The sequence below is a fragment of the Hydrogenophilus thiooxidans genome (assembly GCF_019049855.1).
Classification (GTDB): Bacteria; Pseudomonadota; Gammaproteobacteria; order Burkholderiales; family Rhodocyclaceae; genus Hydrogenophilus; species Hydrogenophilus thiooxidans.
Genome location: NZ_JAHLSY010000015.1, coordinates 33,352 through 50,540 on the forward strand (window position 1 = coordinate 33,352; position 17,189 = coordinate 50,540).

General features: G+C 64.0%; 13 protein-coding genes and 1 pseudogene. 5 read left to right on the top strand and 9 right to left on the bottom strand.

What is annotated here, in order from left to right; translation table 11 throughout:
- A complete protein-coding gene (locus KUL93_RS08145; protein ID WP_249419372.1) occupies positions 1-3,114 on the top strand; it encodes a multidrug efflux RND transporter permease subunit in 3,114 nt (1,037 codons plus the stop codon).
- Here the strand turns inward: KUL93_RS08145 and KUL93_RS11490 are convergent.
- The 3 genes from KUL93_RS11490 to KUL93_RS08165 form a co-directional block, all read right to left on the bottom strand.
- Positions 3,042-5,603, bottom strand: a complete 2,562-nt coding sequence (locus KUL93_RS11490) for a putative bifunctional diguanylate cyclase/phosphodiesterase (protein ID WP_249419373.1) — start codon at positions 5,601-5,603, stop codon at positions 3,042-3,044. The two genes, KUL93_RS08145 and KUL93_RS11490, sit on opposite strands and share 73 nt — an antisense overlap.
- The gene (locus KUL93_RS08160) at positions 5,600-6,559 is read right to left on the bottom strand and encodes an ABC transporter substrate-binding protein (protein WP_217126574.1); all 960 of its coding nucleotides are present in this window, start codon (positions 6,557-6,559) and stop codon (positions 5,600-5,602) included. The genes KUL93_RS11490 and KUL93_RS08160 overlap by 4 nt, the downstream gene beginning before the upstream one ends.
- An 87-nt stretch (positions 6,560-6,646) precedes the next feature.
- A complete protein-coding gene (locus KUL93_RS08165) occupies positions 6,647-7,903 on the bottom strand; it encodes an exo-beta-N-acetylmuramidase NamZ family protein (protein WP_217126575.1) in 1,257 nt (418 codons plus the stop codon).
- Positions 7,904-8,129: 226 nt separating this feature from the next.
- On the opposite strand from KUL93_RS08165, the gene KUL93_RS08170 reads away from it, so the two are divergent.
- Positions 8,130-9,719 carry a peptide chain release factor 3 gene (locus tag KUL93_RS08170; RefSeq protein ID WP_119334269.1) on the top strand — a complete coding sequence of 530 codons (1,590 nt, stop codon included), beginning with the start codon at positions 8,130-8,132 and terminating at the stop codon, positions 9,717-9,719.
- A 132-nt stretch (positions 9,720-9,851) separates the two neighbouring features.
- Here the strand turns inward: KUL93_RS08170 and KUL93_RS08175 are convergent, their stop codons facing one another.
- The 5 genes from KUL93_RS08175 to KUL93_RS08195 form a co-directional block, all read right to left on the bottom strand.
- Entirely contained in the window at positions 9,852-11,048 is a 1,197-nt protein-coding gene (locus KUL93_RS08175; RefSeq protein ID WP_217126576.1) for an ABC transporter substrate-binding protein, read from the bottom strand.
- Positions 11,049-11,190: 142 nt separating this feature from the next.
- Positions 11,191-12,132, bottom strand: coding sequence for a branched-chain amino acid ABC transporter permease (locus KUL93_RS08180; protein WP_217126577.1), 942 nt, complete (start codon positions 12,130-12,132; stop codon positions 11,191-11,193).
- 1 nt (position 12,133) lies between these two features.
- A complete protein-coding gene (locus tag KUL93_RS08185) occupies positions 12,134-13,006 on the bottom strand; it encodes a branched-chain amino acid ABC transporter permease (protein WP_217126578.1) in 873 nt (290 codons plus the stop codon).
- A gap of 18 nt (positions 13,007-13,024) precedes the next feature.
- The gene (locus tag KUL93_RS08190) at positions 13,025-13,732 is read right to left on the bottom strand and encodes an ABC transporter ATP-binding protein (protein WP_217126579.1); all 708 of its coding nucleotides are present in this window, start codon (positions 13,730-13,732) and stop codon (positions 13,025-13,027) included.
- Positions 13,729-14,550, bottom strand: coding sequence for an ATP-binding cassette domain-containing protein (locus tag KUL93_RS08195; protein WP_119336008.1), 822 nt, complete (start codon positions 14,548-14,550; stop codon positions 13,729-13,731). The genes KUL93_RS08190 and KUL93_RS08195 overlap by 4 nt, the downstream gene beginning before the upstream one ends.
- 150 nt (positions 14,551-14,700) lie before the next feature.
- On the opposite strand from KUL93_RS08195, the gene KUL93_RS08200 reads away from it, so the two are divergent.
- From KUL93_RS08200 to murB, 3 genes are read left to right on the top strand one after another with little or no spacing between them, the layout of a single operon-like run.
- A complete protein-coding gene (locus tag KUL93_RS08200) occupies positions 14,701-15,129 on the top strand; it encodes a CZB domain-containing protein (protein ID WP_217126580.1) in 429 nt (142 codons plus the stop codon).
- Complete coding sequence (locus KUL93_RS08205) at positions 15,126-15,629, top strand: PACE efflux transporter (protein ID WP_217126581.1); 504 nt, start codon at positions 15,126-15,128, stop codon at positions 15,627-15,629. The genes KUL93_RS08200 and KUL93_RS08205 overlap by 4 nt, the downstream gene beginning before the upstream one ends.
- A 19-nt stretch (positions 15,630-15,648) precedes the next feature.
- The gene (murB, locus tag KUL93_RS08210; protein WP_217126582.1) at positions 15,649-16,710 is read left to right on the top strand and encodes a UDP-N-acetylmuramate dehydrogenase; all 1,062 of its coding nucleotides are present in this window, start codon (positions 15,649-15,651) and stop codon (positions 16,708-16,710) included.
- Between the two features lie 56 nt (positions 16,711-16,766).
- On the opposite strand, the pseudogene KUL93_RS08215 reads toward murB, so the two are convergent.
- Positions 16,767-17,189, bottom strand: a pseudogene (locus tag KUL93_RS08215) (DUF4351 domain-containing protein); the annotation flags it as partial.

Below are 17,189 nucleotides of genomic sequence, written 5' to 3' on the forward strand. Positions count from 1 at the left end.
ATGGCGCGCTATTTCGTCGACCGTCCCGTCTTCGCCGCGGTTATCGCGCTCTTGATCACGCTTGCCGGGGCGTTGGCGCTCGTCAATTTGCCGGTGGCGCAATACCCGGCGGTGGCGCCGCCGCAGGTGGCGTTTACCGTGACCTACCCGGGGGCGTCCGCCAAGGCCGTGGAAGACAACGTCCTCAAGGTGCTCGAACAGGAGATGAACGGGATCGAAGGGCTCCTTTACATGGAGTCGAGCGCCGAACTGGGGCGGGGGACGCTCACCCTCACCTTCGAAACCGGCACCGATCCGGAATTGGCGAGTGTCGAAGCGCAGAACCGCTACCGTCGGGTCGAAGCGCGCTTGCCCGACGAGGTGAAGGCGCGGGGGGTGACCGTGACCAAACCGCAGCGCAACTGGTTGATGATCGTCGCGGTGAATGCGCCGCAAGGCGGCTTTTCGGCCGTCGACCTCGGTTCGATTGTCGCGGCGCAGATCCTCGATCCGATCCGGCGTGTCCCAGGCGTTGGAGAAGCGGTGCTCTTCGGGACCGAATACGCGATGCGGATCTGGCTCGACCCCGACCGGCTCCGTTCGTTCGGGTTGACGCCCTCAGCGGTGGCGAACGCGATCCGCGCGCAGAACGTCGATCTGGCGTTGGGCGAAATCGGCCAACTGCCTGCGGTGCCGGGGCAGCAGATCAACGCGATCCTCACCGCACAGGGGAAACTGACCACGCCGGAGGCGTTTCGCCAGATCATCGTCCGCGCCGAACCGAACGGCGCGCAGGTGCGGTTGGGTGATGTCGCACAGGTCGAGCTCGGCGCCGACAGTTACGACGTGGTGGCGCGGCTCAATCAGGCGCCGAACGCCGCGATCGGGATCCGCACCGCGCCGGGTGCCAATGCGCTGGAGGTGGCGAACGCGGTGAAAGCGCGGATGCGCGAACTCGAGCCCTTCCTGCCGCCGGGCGTCCAGTGGGAGGTGCCGTACGACACCAGCCGCTTCGTCGAGATCTCGATCCGTGAGGTGGTGAAGACGCTCGTCGAGGCGGTGGTGCTGGTGTTCCTGGTGATGTGGCTCTTTTTGGGCAACCTGCGGGCGACGTTGATCCCGATGGTGACGGTGCCGGTGGCGCTTGCCGGCGCCGCGGCGGTGCTCTGGCTGCTTGGCTATTCGATCAACGTGCTCACGCTCTTTGCGATGGTGCTCGCGATCGGGATCTTGGTCGACGATGCGATCATCGTGGTGGAAAACGTCGAACGCCATCTGGTCGAAGAGGGGTTGTCGCCGCGCGAAGCGACGGTGGTGGCGATGCGTGAGATCTCCGGTGCGGTGATCGGCGTTTCCGCAGCGCTCGTTGCGGTGTTCGCGCCGCTCCTCTTTTTCGGGGGGTCGGTGGGGGTGATCTACCGCCAGTTCGCGGTCACTCTGATCGCGACGATGGTCTTTTCGGCGTTTCTGGCGTTGTCGCTCGCCCCGGCGCTTGCCGCAACGTTCCTGCGCGCGCCGAAGCGCCACCAGCCGCGCGCCTTCGACCGCTTCTTCTTCTGGTTGCGCGACCGCTTTGGCGTTGCCACCGCGGCGATCGTGGTGCGGCCGGTGCGCTGGCTCCTTCTTTATGGCGCGATCGTCGCTGCGGCGGGGTGGCTCTTCGTGAAGTTGCCGACAGCGTTTCTGCCCGACGAAGACCAAGGGTATATCATCGCGGTGGTCCAATTGCCCGCTGGCGCCACGCGCGAACGCACCGAAGCGGTGTTGAGCGAAGTCGAACGCTTTTACCTGGCGCAGCCCGAGGTGGCGCGGGTGGTCGGGGTGCTCGGCTTCTCTTTCTTCGGGCGCGGGCAAAATACCGCGATTGCGTTCGTGCCGCTCAAACATTGGGACGAACGGCCCGAGGCGAGCCAGAGCGCGCAGGCGCTCGTTGCCCGTACCTACCGCGAACTGGCGCCGCGGCTACCCGACGCGCTCATTGTTGCCGTCAACCCGCCACCCATTCCCGAACTCGGTGCGGTGGGCGGTTTCGATTTCCGGTTGTTGGACCGCACCGGCACGGAGCGCGCCGGTCTGTTGGACGTGCGCAACCGGCTGCTTGCCGCGGCAGCGCAAGACCCGCGGCTCTTCGGCGTGCGCCCGGAAGGGCAGGAACCGGCGCCTGCGGTGCGTTTGGCGATCGATCGCGAGCGGGCGGCGGTCTACGGGATCGACCAACAGACGCTCAACGAGACGTTGGCGATGACGCTCGGCACCGCGTACCTGGGGGACTTTCTCATGGACGGGCGTGTGCGGCGGGTGCAGATGAGCGCCGCGCCATCGTGGCCCGCAGCGCCCGAAACGGTGTTGCAGCTCCCGATCATGGGGCAGCAAGGGCAGGTGACGACGCTGGCGGCGATCGCCTCGGCGCAGTGGGAAACCGCTCCGCCGCGGCTCGATCGGTTCAACGGAGTGCCGTCGGTGAAGATCGGCGGGCAGGCAGCCCCCGGCGTCTCTTCGGGCGAGGCGATGGCGGCGATCGCTGCATTGGCGCGCGCGGTGTTGCCCGCTGGCTACGACTTTGCCTGGGCGACCACCTCATACGAAGAGCAGTTAGCCGGTGCGCAAGCGCCGCTCCTTTTCGTCGTTGCGGTGGTGGTGGTCTATCTGGCGCTTGCGGCGCTTTATGAGAGTTGGCGCACGCCTGCGGCGATCCTTCTCGTGGTGCCGTTTGGCGTGTTGGGCGCCGCCAGCGCGGCGTTGTGGCGGGGGCTTCCTAACGACGTCTTTTTCAAGGTGGGCTTGATCGTGATGATCGGTCTATCGGCGAAGAACGCGATCCTGATCGCCGAATTCGCGCGCCAGCGCGAAGCGCAAGGGCAGTCGCGGCTTGCTGCGGTGGTCGAGGCGGCGCGGTTGCGGCTGCGGCCGATTCTGATGACGTCGCTTACCTTCATCCTTGCGGCGGTGCCACTTGCGCTCTCCAGCGGTGCGGGGGCTGCGAGCCGCCACGCGGTCGGCACCGGTGTGGTTGGGGGGATGGTTGCCGCAACCTTTTTGGCGATCTTCTGGGCGCCGCTCTTTTACCGCTTGGTCGCGTCGCGCCCGGCAAGCCAGGTTGTGGCGAATTCGGCAGCCGGAGCAGGGCGGCCGTAACGCCACCCTTGATGCAGAAGCGAGGGGAACGGGGCGAGCGCCGCGGCACAGGCGTCGTCCTCGACCCCTTCGGCGACGACGCGCAGCTCAAAGGTTTCGGCAATCGAGACGATCGCGCGCACGAGCCGGAGTCCTTCGGGGTGTTCGCCCAAGCGGCGGATGAAGCGCTGGTCGATCTTGAGTTCATGCACCGGCAGATCGTTGAGGTAGGCAAGCGACGAATAGCCGGTACCGAAGTCGTCGATCGCCCATTGCACCGCGTATTCGCGGGTGAGGGTGCGCATCTGCGCGATGGCCTGTTCCGGCGCGCTGATCAAGATGTTTTCGGTGATTTCGAGCGTCAAGCGGCTGCCCGGCCATCCGCTTTCGGCAAGCGCCGCAGCCAACTGCGGCGGGAAATCGCCTGAGACGAGCTGACGTGGCGAGAGATTGACCGAGATCGTTCCGGTAAAACCGCGCTCGCGTTGCCACGCCGCGGCTTGCCGCGTGGCTTCCCGCAGCACCCAGTTGCCCAAAGTGACGATGAGCTCACTCTGCTCGGCAAGCGGAATGAACTCGGCGGGCGAAATCGGCCCCAGTTCAGGATGGTGGAAACGGACGAGCGCTTCTGCCCCTGCCAGCGTGACGCCGTTTTTGAGTTGCGGTTGCCAGACCAGCGCGAGACCGGGCGCGTCGGGGGTGGTGAGCGCACGTTGCAGCGCCTCCAGGATCGCCATCTGGCGCATGAACTGTTGCGCGTCTTGGGCGTCGTACCAGGCAAAGGGCAGATCGTCGCGCTTTGCGCGCGCGAGCGCCAACGACGCCGCGGCGATCGTGTCGCTCGCGCTGGTGAATGCTGCAGTGAGACACACGGCACCTAAACGCCACACCACCGGGGTTTGGTTGGGCCAGTTGGGCGCGCGCGGCTCGGGCAGCACCAGTTCGTTGGGAAGGCACGCCCGCAGTTGCGCCAACCGTGCGGTCGCGGCGGTTTCGGCCCAATCGGAGGTGGGCGCGGTCGCACGCGGTCGCATGAGCGGAACGAGGAGTGCGAACTCGTCTGCGCCCAACCGCGCGACCACAGATTCCTGGTCGAAAAGTTGGGGGGTGCATCGAGTGAGGGCGCGTGCCGCCGCTTTGAGCAGCGCATCGCCCGCCGCGCTGCCGTAGCGGTCGTTGAAGCGGCGAAACCCTTTGAGGTCGATCGCGACCAACAAACCCGCCTCCCTTTCGGGCGATTGGTGGCACCGTTTGAGTTGGTGCGCGACCGATTCGGTAAACGCGCTGCGGTTCAGCAGTTCGGTCAGCAGATCGTGCGATTCGGCGAAAGCGATCCGTTCGGCCAGGGCCTTTTCGCGCGTGGCATCGAATTCGATCCCGATATAGTGGGTGGTTGTGCCGGTGTCGTCGCGCACCGGTGTGATCACCGCCGCTGCGATGTAGGTTTCGCCGTTCTTGCGGCGGTTGATCAATTCACCTTGCCAGGTTTCGCCACGCGCGAGCGTATCCCATAAAGAGCGGTAGACCGCATCAGCGGTTTGTCCCGATTGTTGAAAACGCACATGCTTGCCGCGGACTTCGTCGAACGCGTATCCGGTGATCTGGGTGAACGCTGGGTTACACCAAATCAGGTTGGCCTGGGTGTCGGTGATTATGATGGCCGCTGGACTGGCTTCGAGGGCACGGGCAAGCAAGCGAAGCTCGCTGTGCTGTGCGGCAATTTGGGCATAGGCACGCGCGATATGCACTGCCAGTTCGCTATATTCGCGGGGTTGGGGTAGCGCGGCGATCTGAGCGAACCGTTCGTGCGCTTGGGGCGCTGAAGGGTCGGTTTCGGCAAGCGCGTGCGTGAGCTGCTTGAGTGGGTGGAGAATGTGGCGCTGCGCCCAAACGCCGGTGGCGGCGAAAAGGAGTAAGAACGCGAACAGGAGCGGCATCCCTTCCGCTAGGGCGGTGTTGCGCGCGGCAACCATGCGGGGCGTGAGGTCGTAGATGAGCACGACCGTACCCTCTCCCGCTGCTTGCTCGGTAGTAGGCGGTTGCGCCCAACGGGCGAACGCAATCAAGTTGTCCGCGCCAGAGCGGGTGATCCAATAGGGCGATCTTTGCGTACGAAACCGTTCCCAGAGCGGAGCGAGCGGGGGGTGCGCTTGGGTGAGGGGGTGGCCCGCCCAGCGGGGATCATGGGCAACGAGAATCGTTCCTGCGCCATCGAGAATCGCCGCCGCTCGGTCACCGTCGTGCGCCAAGTGCCGTTGCAGCTCCTGGCGGAGCAGATCGCGTCGTGCGGGCCAGAGGGTTTCCGCCAAACGAACGATTTGTGCCAACTCGTCGAGCAGGTACGCTTCGCCTTCTTCTCGAGCCTTTGCAGCAGCAAACCAGAATACCCAGCCCACCCAGAGGGCGACGCTGACTACCCACACCACGAACTGCACGAGCGCTGCTTCCAATTGGGCGCTCAAGCGTTGCCGCGGTACCGCGGTGGAAGTAGGGGGTTGCTCAAGCATCATCTGGGACTTTCGGAACACGGGGGAAGCACCGCAACAGAGGTGGGCAGTGGTGGTTGTTCCGGCGGGAGTGGGAACCCGGCCGCGGTCAAGATCGACCATATCGCAGTTTGCTCGGCGTGTAATCCGGTGCGGAGCTTTTCTTGGTTCGCGGCGCAATCGAGCAGGTGCACCCCGGAAAAGAGAGCGGGAACGGCACCGGGTTCAACGCCAAGGTAGGGGGCGAGCGCGTGTGCGGTTTCGTCGGGATGGTGGCGCCAGGCATCCAGCGCCGAAAACCACGCAGTGGTCAATGTTTTGAGTGACGATGCCAAGGCATCGAGCACGTCACTGCGCGCCACGATCACGTCGAGAATCAGCGGCGGTAGGCGGCTCGAATCGATGAGCGGGACGGCGCCCAACGCGCGGAGTCGGTTGGCGAACGGTTCGAAGGTGACCGCGGCGTCGATCTGCCCTGCTTGCCACGCGGCAATTTGCTCGGCAACCGGAATCGCGACTGTGTTTTCCCAGGAGAGCGGTAGGCCCAGCGCCTGGCGCGCCAACGCGTAGGTGACGGCGCCGACACCGGTGTGCGCCACCGCAATGCGTGCCGAGGCGAAGCGCTCCGGCGTGGTGAATCCTTCCCGGACGAGCACCATGTCGACGCCGTGGGAGACGTCGAGCAACCCGATCACCGTGAGCGGGGTGCCGAGTGCCGCTTCGCGCAGCGCCAGGTCGAGCGTAAGTAGCGCCACATCAGCGCGGTGAAAGCGGAGGAGGAACGTGGTTTCCGAGTCGCCTGCGGTCGGGATCCAGCGGATCGCAGCATTGTCTGCGACGCGCCAGCGCAACAGGTCGTAGGCCGGAAAGGTCCATGCCGCCACTTTCAGCGGTGGTGCGGACGAACAACCGGCGACGAGCGGCATGACCGCCCACGCGGCAGAGCGGCAGAGGAACGCGCGACGCGCTTCACAAATCACCGAGAGAGGCCCAGGGTTACGAAACAGCTCCCATTATAGCCATGCATCGGTTTAGCCATGCATCGGTTGCCTGTGCAGCCATCGACCTCAGGCTGAACAGGGGAATTGTCGGTTTGGAGTTTGCCACGCCCCCCTTTCCGCACGCCAGCGTGCTTCCTCTTCGGCGGCAAGCGCGTCGAGGTCGGCAGGGGTGGCGCTTGGGTCCTCGACCCATTCGCGCAGCCGCGGTCCGCCGTTGATGAGGTCGATCGCCAACCGTTCGGTTTCGAATTCGTACGCAAAGGCGCGCCATAGCGGCGCGTCGGGCCAGAGGTGGTGGATTGCTTTGAACGCGAGCGCGATGAGCCGCCACGGACGGAAGCGCGCTGGGTCGAAAACGGGCGGTTCGGTGTGGATCATCACGCCGCCGCATCGCTCGCCAGCGTGTTTGTGAAAGGTGGGCTCGAACCAGATCGGGCGCAGGACGCAGCCAGCGAGCCATTCGGGCGCGAGCCGCGCCATTTCGGCAAGCAGCCGCTCCGGATCGAGCCACGGCGCGCCAAAACATTCGAGCGGTCGCGTCGTGCCCCGTCCTTCCGAGAGGGTGGTGCCTTCGACCATCACCGTGCCCGGGTAGCAGCGCGCCATCCACGGCGTGGGGGCGTTGGGGCTGGGTGGGATCCAGACGTGGGTCACAAGCGGCCAGCCGTAGCCGGGCGCGGCGTCCGGGTCCCACCCCGCCAGCGCGACGACCGTGAGTGGCAGGTCGAGCGCCCGGGTGGCGACGAACCAATGCGCCGCTTCGCCCAACGTGAGGCCGTGGCGCATCGGGCAACTGCCTGCTGCGACGAAGCTCTCCCACCCCGGTTCGGTGCAGAGGCCTTCGACCCAGCGGCCGATGGGGTTGGGGCGGTCGAGCACCCACACTTCCAGCTCAACCGCCGCGGCGGCTTCGAGCACGTAGCGTAGCGTAGTGAGGTAGGTATAGACGCGACAGCCGACGTCTTGCAGGTCGACGAGCAAGAGGTCGCCGTGCGCAAGCTGCTCCGGGGTGGGTTTGAGCCGTTCGCCGTAGAGGCTGAACGCGGGGATGCCCAGGTGCGGGTCGATTTCGTCGGCGGAGAAGACCATGTTGTCTTGCTTGTCGCCGCGCACCCCGTGCTGCGGGCCGAAGAGGGCAGTCAGGCGCGCCCCGACCGTGGGGAGCCATTGGGCGAGCGCGGTCGCGGCATGGGTGAGCGGCGGAAACGGTGCAGCCGGTCCCGTCACCGCGGCGGGGTGGGTCAGCAGCATCACCCGCCGCCCCGAAAGGCGCTGCGCCCATTCGGGTTCGGTGACGAGACGGTCGAGGCCGGTGCGCACCATCGGGTCAACGCACCAGCCAGAGCGCCAATGCACCGTGCGCTTCAGAGCGCTGCGTGATGCTGCGTGTGGTGGGGTTAAGGCGGTTTTCGGCGGCAAAGAACATAGGGGTTCCAGCGAGAATTTGTTACCAACGGGTGTGGCGCTGCATCGTAGCAAATCGCCCATGCTTTGGCAACGCACGCCGGGGCAAGCAGGTAGAATCGCGCTTTTACCGTGGGAACGCACGATGGAACCGTTTGCGCGCGAAATCGCCCGCCGTCGTACCTTTGCGATCATCGCCCACCCGGACGCCGGGAAGACGACGCTCACCGAAAAGCTGCTGCTCTTCGGTGGCGCGATCCAGATCGCCGGTGCGATCAAGGCGCGAAAAGCAGCCCGGCACGCGACGTCGGACTGGATGGCGGTCGAGCAGCAGCGCGGGATTTCGGTGACCACGTCGGTAATGCAGTTCGAATACGAAGACTGCGTCTTCAACCTGTTGGACACCCCGGGGCACCAGGACTTTTCCGAAGATACCTACCGTGTGCTCACCGCGGTGGATGCTGCGGTGATGGTGATCGACGCCGCCAAGGGGGTCGAGGCGCAGACGATCAAACTGCTTGAAGTGTGCCGGTTGCGCAATACCCCGATCATCACCTTCATCAACAAGCTCGACCGCGAGGTGCGCGACGGCTTCGATTTGATCGCTGAAATCGAAGACATTTTGCAGATCTCCTGTGCGCCGGTCACCTGGCCGATGGGGATGGGCAAGCATTTCCGCGGTGTCTTTCATCTTTTGGAAGACCGTATGTTCTGTTTTGCGCCGGGAACGGAACGGCGGGTCGAATTGGAGACGATCGTTGGCTTACACAATCCGCTCCTGGATGAACGTTTCCCGGACGAAGTGACGAAATTGCGCGAAGACGTGGCGTTGGCGCGCGAGGCGTTGCCGCCGTTTGCGCTCGGGGAGTTCCTCACGGGGCGTCAAACCCCAGTCTTTTTCGGCTCCGCGGTCAATAATTTCGGCGTGCAGGACGTGCTCGACGCGTTGGCGGCGTGGGCGCCGCCGCCGCAGCCGCGCGACGCCGGTGCGCGCACCGTTCACCCGAACGAGCCCAAATTCACCGGTTTCGTCTTCAAGATCCAAGCGAACCTCGACCCGAAACACCGCGACCGCATGGCGTTCTTGCGCGTCTGTTCGGGGCGCTACACCAACGGCATGAAGGCGTTCCATACTCGGTTGGGACGGGAGATGCGGCTGGCGAACGCGGTGACGTTCCTGGCGAATCGCCGCAACGTAGAAGAGGAGGCCTACCCGGGGGACATCATCGGTATTCCCAACCATGGGCAGTTGCAGATCGGCGACACGCTCACCGAAGGAGAGCTGCTGCAATTCACCGGGATCCCCTACTTTGCGCCCGAGCTCTTCCGCGCCGCGCGGCTCAAAGACCCGCTGCGCGCGAAGCAGCTCCACAAAGGGCTCAAAGAGTTGGGCGAAGAGGGGGCGATCCAGGTCTTCGAACGCGAAGGGGGGCAGTTGATCCTGGGCGCGGTGGGTGCGTTGCAGTTCGAGATCGTTGCCGAGCGGCTCAAGACCGAATATCAGGTGGAAGCGCTCTTCGAGCCGGTGGAGATTTACACCGTCCGTTGGCTCCTTTTTCCCGACGACGCAACGAAAAACCGGTTCGTGCGCGAACAGGCGCTGCGCTTGGGGCGCGACGTCGATGGCAACCTGGTCTATCTGGCGCCGAGTCGCTACAACCTGGAGCTGACTCAGGAAAAATATCCTGAGGTGGAATTCCGCGCGACGCGCGAGCATCGGCAGGTGTTCGCGTAACGCTGCAGCAAATCGGCCACCAAAGCGGCCGTTAAAAATCGCCGTAAAAAAACCGCCCCGAGGGGCGGTCGCGCAGCACGGTTGGGAGGGTCGCACACGGCACGCGTTGCCGTGGCGACGACCAACACGCGCTTATTTCATCTTCTGCACTTCTTTGTAGGTACCCCCTTCGACCTTGAAGAAGGCGTAGCTGCCCGGAACATCCCCTTTGGCGTCGAATTCGTGGTCGCCCGAAGCCCCTTTGTAGTCGATCTCTTTGCCTTCGGCAAGGAGCTGCTTCGCTTTTTCCCATTCGCCCGGATAGATTCGCTCACCCGGAGCGGTGGCGACCGCACGCAGCGCTTGCGGCAGTTTCGCTTTGTCCCCTTTTGCCGCTTCGAGCGCCAGCGCAACGAGCGCCGCGGCGTCGTAGCTCGTGGCGGCAAAGGTGGCGTTCGGATCGAGACCCGCTTTGCGCGCCGCTTCGGCGAATTTTTCGAACGCCGCGCCCGCTTCGCCCACCGGTGCGGAGACGAAGAAGTGCTTCAGGTTGGCTTCGCCGAGCGTCTTGATGAGGTTTTCGTCGCGCATCCCGTCGGCACCGACGAACTGCTTGAAGAAGCCGTTTTCGATCGCTTGCCGCAGGATCGTCATCCCCGACGCGTTGCCATAGTCGAAGAGCACCAAGGTATCGGCGCCCCCTTTGGCGAGTTCGGCGAGGTCGGAACGGTACGACGCTTTCTTGTCTTCGTGGCCGCGGAATTGGGTGATGGTGCCCCCTTTGGCTTCGAATTCGGCTTTGAACGCTTCGGCCAGACCCTTGCCGTAGTCGTTGTTGATGTAGGCGACCGCTACCTTCTTCACCCCGCGCTCGAGGAGCGTACGCGCAAGCGCCCGCCCTTGGAAGTCGTCCGATGGCACCGTGCGGAAGACCAGGTCTTTGTCGTCGAGGTCGGTGATCTTGGGCGAGGTGGCAGAGGGCGAAACGACCAGTACGCCCGCGGGGATGGTGACCGAGTTCACCGCGGCAAGGAGCGCGCCGGAGCAGGCGGGGCCAACTGCGGCGTCGGCGCCGAAGACGTTCACCGCTTTGGTCGCGGCGTCGGTGGCCACTTGCGGGTTGCAACCGCAGTCGAACTCCTGGTAGGTGATCTTGCCGATCGCAAGCCCCGCGGCGTTGGCCTGATCGAGGGCCAATTTCATCGACGCGATCATCGCCGGCGCCATCCCGGCGATCGGGCCGGTGATCCCGCCCATGAGCGCGACCTTGGCTTCGGCAAACGCGGCGCTCGAAGTTGCGATGAGCCCCGCGGCAGCGAGTGAAGCAACGAGTTGGGAACGGTATGTCATGGTGTGGTCCTCCTTGTGACGTGGAAAAACGCAAACAGCCGTATGATTGTAACAGCGATCGCGGGTGCTGCATCTTCGCTGCCTTGGCGTGGTCGCCCCCAACGCGCCATCGCCGTTCGCAGGCGCTCCCTACGCGTCGCTCTCAACTCGAACGCCGCACGTGGGTGCCCTCCGGCAAGAGCCCTTCGGGGCGCCAGCGCAACACCAGTTGCAGCATCAAGCCGATCACGAAGACACGGATATATTTCGCCTGGGTAGCGATCTCCGCAGGCAGGCGGTCGGTGAGGAGTTCGGAGCTCGACCAGATCACCCAGATGATCACCGCGCCCAGGATCGCGCCACGGTTGTTGCCCGACCCGCCCAGGATCAGCATGATCCAGACCAGAAAGGTCACCATCATCGGGTCGATCGCCTCGGGCGTGATCGCGCGCATGAAATGGACATAGACGGCACCTGCCAGTCCCATGATCGCAGCACCCAGGATGAAGGCTTCGAGCCGCCGCGCTTCGACGTTTTTCCCCATCGCAGCGGCTGCGAGTTCGTTTTCGCGGATCGCGCGCATCATCCGGCCCCACGGCGCGGCAAGTTGCCGTTCCAACGCCCAGTAGATCACCACTACCATTCCCCAGGTGAGCCCCAGATAAGCCAGTTGCGACCATTCGTAGGGAAGGTCGCCGAAGGGGCGAGGAATGCCGGTGATGCCGCGGACGCCGCCCGATAGCAGATCTTCGGTACGCAACACCAGGCGGATGATCTCCGCAACCCCGATGGTGGCAATCGCTAGGTAGTCCGAGCGAAAACGCAAAGTCACTTTGCCGATTGGCCACGCGATGAGCGCAGCGGCGGCCATCGCAGCAAACCAGCCGACCCCCGTGGGGAGCTCCCAGCCCATGATGCGGTCGGGCACCGGCGGCGCGGTAAAGAGCGCCGAGAGATAGGCGCCCACCGCGAAAAAGCCCGCCACCCCGGCGTTGAAGAGCCCGGCGTACCCCCACTGGACGTTGAGGCCGAGCGAAAGGAGCGCGTAGATGCCGATCAGCACCCCCATGAAGATCGCGTAATTGAGCAGTCCCAGTGTATCCATCTCAGAGCACCTTCCCTTTGAAGATCCCTTGCGGACGAACCAAGAGGATCAGGATGAGGATCACGAACGCGGTGGCCATTTTGTATTGGCTGGGGAGCACCAGTACCGAAAGTTCTTCGACCAACCCGATCACGAGGCCACCTACCACGGCACCTTCGACGCGCCCGACGCCCCCCAGGATCGCGGCGGCGAACATCGCCAAAAGTGCCGACCAACCCATCATCGTGTTGAGTTCGGTGTTGATCCCCAGGAAAAACCCGGCTGCGGCGGCAAGCGCCCCCGCGATCACCCAGGTGAGGCGGGTCACCGCTTCGTTGTTCACGCCACAGAGGCGCGCCAGTTCCGGGTTGTCCGACATCGCGCGCATCGCTTTCCCCCAACGGGTATAACGCAGGAACGCCATCAGGAAGAGCACGAGCCCGGTCGCGGTGGCAAAGGTGATCAGTTCGCGGGAGCGTAGCATCAATCCGCCGTACGATTCGGCGCGCACGATCCCCGTCGAATAGACCTGTGGATCGACGCCCCAGACCACTTGGACGACGGAGCGCAGCATCAGCGCGACCCCCAGCGAGGCCATCACCGTGAGGATCTTGGGCCGGGTTTCGAGGTGACGATAGAAAACGCGGTCGAGTACCACCGCGACGAGCGCGGTGATCGCCATCGCGATCGGCAACGCCACCCACGGCGAGAGCGCGAGCGACCCCACCAGCCCCAACGCGACGTAAGCGCCCAACGTGGCCATGTCGCCGTGGGCGAAGTGGGCGTAGCGCAAGATACCGAAGATCAGGGTGATCCCGATCGCACCCAACGCGTAGATGCTCCCCGAGATCAACCCGGGGATCACGTAGAAATTGATCAGTTCCAATCCACTCATGCGCGTAATCCCTTTGTTTTATCCGCCCAAGAACATCTGGGCGATCTCCGGGTCGTTGAGGAGTTCTTGACCGGCCCCTTCGTGGCGGTTGCTCCCAGTGGCGAGCACGTAGCCGCGATCGCAAAACGCCAACGCTTGTTTCGCGTGCTGTTCGACCAGTAGGATCGCCACGCCGGTGTCGCGCACGTCGCGGCAGATCTGAAAGATCTGTTCCATGTATTTCGGCGAAAGCCCCGCGGTGGGTTCGTCAAGCAGCAGCAGCCGCGGGTTGAGCATCAACGCGCGCCCCATCGCCACCATCTGGCGCTGCCCGCCAGAGAGGCTTCCAGCGAGCGCGTTGCGTTTCGCTTTGAGGTCGGGGAAGAGCGTGTAGATGCGCTCGAACGCCTCTGCTTTGACCGATTTCGCAAGGAACGCCCCCATCTCCAGGTTTTCGTGTACGGTCATTTCGGCAAAGACGTTCTTGACCTGCGGAACGTAGGAGATACCGCGGCGCACGATCGCGTCCGGTTTCCAACCGGTGATCTCTTCCCCTTCGAAGAGGATCGCGCCGTCGCGGATCTTCACCAGACCGAAAACCGCTTTCATAGCGGTGGATTTCCCGGCGCCGTTCGGCCCGACGATCACCACGATCTCTTTCGGGTTTACGGTAAGAGAGACGCCGTGGAGAATGTCGGCGTCACCATAGCCACCACGCACCTGATGCATCACGAGGACCGGGTTCATGCGTTCCCCTCCTCGATCTCGAGTTCTTCAATCTCGGCGATCGCCGCTTCGACTTCGGGATGAACGGTTTCACCCAGATAGGCTTCGAGCACCCGCGGGTCGTTGCGCACTGTTGCGAAATCCCCTTCGATCAACACCTTGCCTTCGGCCATACAGATGACCGGATCGCACAGTTTTTCGATCATCTCCATGTCGTGTTCGATCAGGATGAAGGTGTAGTTCCATTCGCGGTTGAGGATCTGGATCTTCTCTTCCAGCTTACGCAGGAGCGTGCGGTTCACTCCGGCCGCGGGTTCGTCGAGGAGCACGAGCTTGGCGTTGGTCATCATCGTCCGCCCCAGCTCCAGCAATTTCTTCTGCCCACCGGAGAGGTTGCCTGCGCGTTCGTTCATCACGTGGGTGAGTTCCAAGAACGCCAGCACGTCGATCGCTTTTTGCCGCACTTCGGCTTCGGTACGCGCCACTTCCCCTGGGGTGAACCAGTTCGCCCACAGTTGTTCGCCCGGTTGCTTCGGCGGGACGACCATGAGGTTCTCCAGCACGGTGAGGCGGGGGAATTCGTGCGGGATTTGGAACGTGCGCACCAACCCGCGGTGAAAGCGTTCGTCGGTCCGCAGCCGGGTGATCTCTTCACCGTCGAAGCGGATGCGGCCCGCGGTGGGCTGATAGGCACCGGCGATCACGTTGAAGAGGGTCGTTTTGCCTGCCCCGTTGGGGCCGATGAGGCCGGTGATCGTGCCCGGTTCGACCTTGAGCGAGACGCCGTCGACGGCACGAAAGCCGCCAAACGCCATCACGAGGTTTTCCAATTCCAGCAGCGCCATGGTTCGTTCTCGCTTCGCCACTACCGGTGCAATGTTATCGCGCGCGCAGCAACGATGCGAGTGGGGTTTACCCGACATCGGCATCGATCCTTTCGGTACAATACCGTTGGTGCGGGTGGTGGTGAGCGCCGATGGAGGTGGCAGATGGGGCTTTTTGATTGGTTGCGCAATTTGGCTTTTTTTCGCGGTCGCGACATCTCAGGGCTGCGCGAAGAGGATCTCGATTTCGAAAAGTGGCGTGCGGCGCACCGCGCCTGGCGCGAGCGAATCAACCGCGTGCTGCGTGGAGAAGAGGTTCCTCCCCCGGTCGAGCGGATCGAAGTGGACAATGTGTGCGATCTGGGGCAGTGGCTGCACAACCATGGCAAGCGCTACTACGGAGATTTGCCGCTGTTTCAGGAGCTTCTTGCCGAACACGCCGCGTTTCACCGGACTGCGGCGCAAGTGGTTCGCTACTGGCAAGCAGGCGATATGCGTGCGGCGCGTCGCCTGCTCCACGGCGAATATGAACTGCATTCGATGCGCGTAATCAGCGGTCTTACCGAACTGGAACGGGTCGTCTTGGGAAAATGACGAAACCGCGATCCGTTCCGCTCCGCTCGTGGCGCGAACGCAGCCTTCAAGTCGGTCTCTTCGAGTTGGGTGGGTTGCTGCTCGTCACACCCATTTACCGCTGGGCAACGGGCGAAGGGTGGGGCGAATCGGTTGGACTGCTCGTGCTGCTTTCCCTGATCGCAACCGCGTGGCAAGCGGGCTATAACACGCTCTTTGACCGCTGCGAAGCGCGTTGGGCAAACCGCCCGGCCCATCTGCGCCCGTGGCGGTGGCGCGTTGCGCACGCGCTCGGTTTCGAGGTGACGCTTTTTCTCATTACCTGGCCAGTGATCGTGCTCTGGACCGGGTGGGGATGGTGGGAAGCGGCGGTCGCGGACCTGGGCCTTGCCCTTGCGTACGCTGGGTATGCGGCGTTCTACCACTGGTGCTTCGACCGCTGGCGGCCGGTTACCGTACAGAGGGGCGCACAACCGGTCGTGCCAACCCTTCCGGTGCGAAAGTCCCCTAGCTGTAAATGATGGCTGGAAACGCTCTGCGATGAGGATCGAACGCGACGTCGATCTGCGCAAGTGGCACACCTTTCGCCTTCCCGCGCGCGCAACGGAATTGGTAGTGATCGAACGCGACGCCGATTGGGCGGCGTGGCGGGCGCATCGCCAAGCCGTACCGATGCCCGAAGTGATCGTGGGGCAGGGCAGTAACGTGCTCTTCGTCGCCGATTTCCCGGGACGCGTGGTGCGGATCGCAACGCGCGGCTGGCAAGTGGTTGCGGAAACGGCTCATGAGCGGGTGATTGAGGCTAAGGCAGGGGAACCGTGGGCGCCGTTCGTTGCGGCGCTCCTGGCGCGCGGCTGGGGGGGACTCGAGAACCTTGCCGCGATTCCGGGGACCGTGGGCGCTGCGCCGGTGCAGAATATCGGTGCCTATGGCTTGGAGGTAGGAGAGCGAATCGCCGCGGTGACGATCTGGCACCGTGTGAGCGGTGAGACGCGGACTGTGGCCGCCTCCGAGTTGGCGTTTGGCTATCGCAGCAGTTGGTTCAAAACCGGCGCGGCGCGTGACTGGGTGATCCGGTCGGTGCGCTTTGCGCTTCCCAAGCGTGCGGCGTTGCGGCCCCACTATCCCGATTTGCAACGCTGGCTCACCGCGCAGGGCATCGAGCTCGCGGACTTACCGCCGGATGCTGCGGTGCGTGCGGTGCATGATGCGGTGGTGGCGGTACGGGCCGCGAAACTGCCAGACCCCAAAGTGAGCGGCAATGCTGGGAGCTTCTTCCTCAACCCCATCCTCACCGCGGACGAATGGCAGCGGTTGCGCGAATGCGCGCCCGAAGTGCCCGGGTTCCCCCTTGCCGACGGGCGGTGGAAAGTGCCTGCCGCCTGGTTGATCGAACAAGCCGGTTTGAAGGGGGCGCAAATGGGGGGCGTTGCGGTCGATACGCGGCACGCGCTTGTCTTGGTCAATTTGGGGGACGGCACCGGTACCGACCTGCTGCGGCTGATGCGCCGGATTCAGGAGGCGGTGGCGGCGCGGTTTGGCGTCATGCTACAACCCGAGCCGACGCTCATCGGTTGGGATGGCACCAGAGCAGCGTCCTGAGCGAATCGACCGTCGCGCGCACCGGATCCGGCAGCTTTCTCTGTGCGTAATGATTCCTAACCGAACACCTCATCAAGTGTTTGCGCGTCGAGCACCCGATCGAGCCACCGCTCGATCTCTTCCCGGCTCGCGGTGCTCAGGCGCACCTGCATCGCTTCCGGCAGCGGCCCGAAGCGTTTGGTGAGCAGTCTCTGCAAAGTTTGCAGCTCGCCGAGGTAGAAACCCTTCTCCTCGCCTTGTTGCAATCCCTGCTGCAATCCCTGCTGCAATCCCTGCTGCAATCCCTGCTGCAACCCCTGTTCCCACCACTCCCTGGTCCAACTCTCGATGCGTTCGGCCAACATCGTATCGACCTCCAGTAAGTCCGAGACGTCAGGAATCTCGACCGTGCCTTTCTCCATTTTACGCCGCAACAGCCGCAGTAACCACCGGGTGAGACTGAAGCGCAGCGGCTTCTGTTCCGGTTCGGCGAGCCACTC

Coding starts and splice junctions, on each gene's coding strand:
- murB (WP_217126582.1), top strand. CDS start 15,649: ATGAGGATCGAACGCGACGTCGATCTGCGCAAGTGGCACACCTTTCGC.
- KUL93_RS08145 (WP_249419372.1), top strand. CDS start 1: ATGGCGCGCTATTTCGTCGACCGTCCCGTCTTCGCCGCGGTTATCGCG.
- KUL93_RS08185 (WP_217126578.1), bottom strand. CDS start 13,006: ATGAGTGGATTGGAACTGATCAATTTCTACGTGATCCCCGGGTTGATC.
- KUL93_RS08165 (WP_217126575.1), bottom strand. CDS start 7,903: ATGGTGCGCACCGGCCTCGACCGTCTCGTCACCGAACCCGAATGGGCG.
- KUL93_RS08200 (WP_217126580.1), top strand. CDS start 14,701: ATGGGGCTTTTTGATTGGTTGCGCAATTTGGCTTTTTTTCGCGGTCGC.
- KUL93_RS11490 (WP_249419373.1), bottom strand. CDS start 5,603: ATGATGCTTGAGCAACCCCCTACTTCCACCGCGGTACCGCGGCAACGC.
- KUL93_RS08170 (WP_119334269.1), top strand. CDS start 8,130: ATGGAACCGTTTGCGCGCGAAATCGCCCGCCGTCGTACCTTTGCGATC.
- KUL93_RS08190 (WP_217126579.1), bottom strand. CDS start 13,732: ATGAACCCGGTCCTCGTGATGCATCAGGTGCGTGGTGGCTATGGTGAC.
- KUL93_RS08180 (WP_217126577.1), bottom strand. CDS start 12,132: ATGGATACACTGGGACTGCTCAATTACGCGATCTTCATGGGGGTGCTG.
- KUL93_RS08175 (WP_217126576.1), bottom strand. CDS start 11,048: ATGACATACCGTTCCCAACTCGTTGCTTCACTCGCTGCCGCGGGGCTC.
- KUL93_RS08205 (WP_217126581.1), top strand. CDS start 15,126: ATGACGAAACCGCGATCCGTTCCGCTCCGCTCGTGGCGCGAACGCAGC.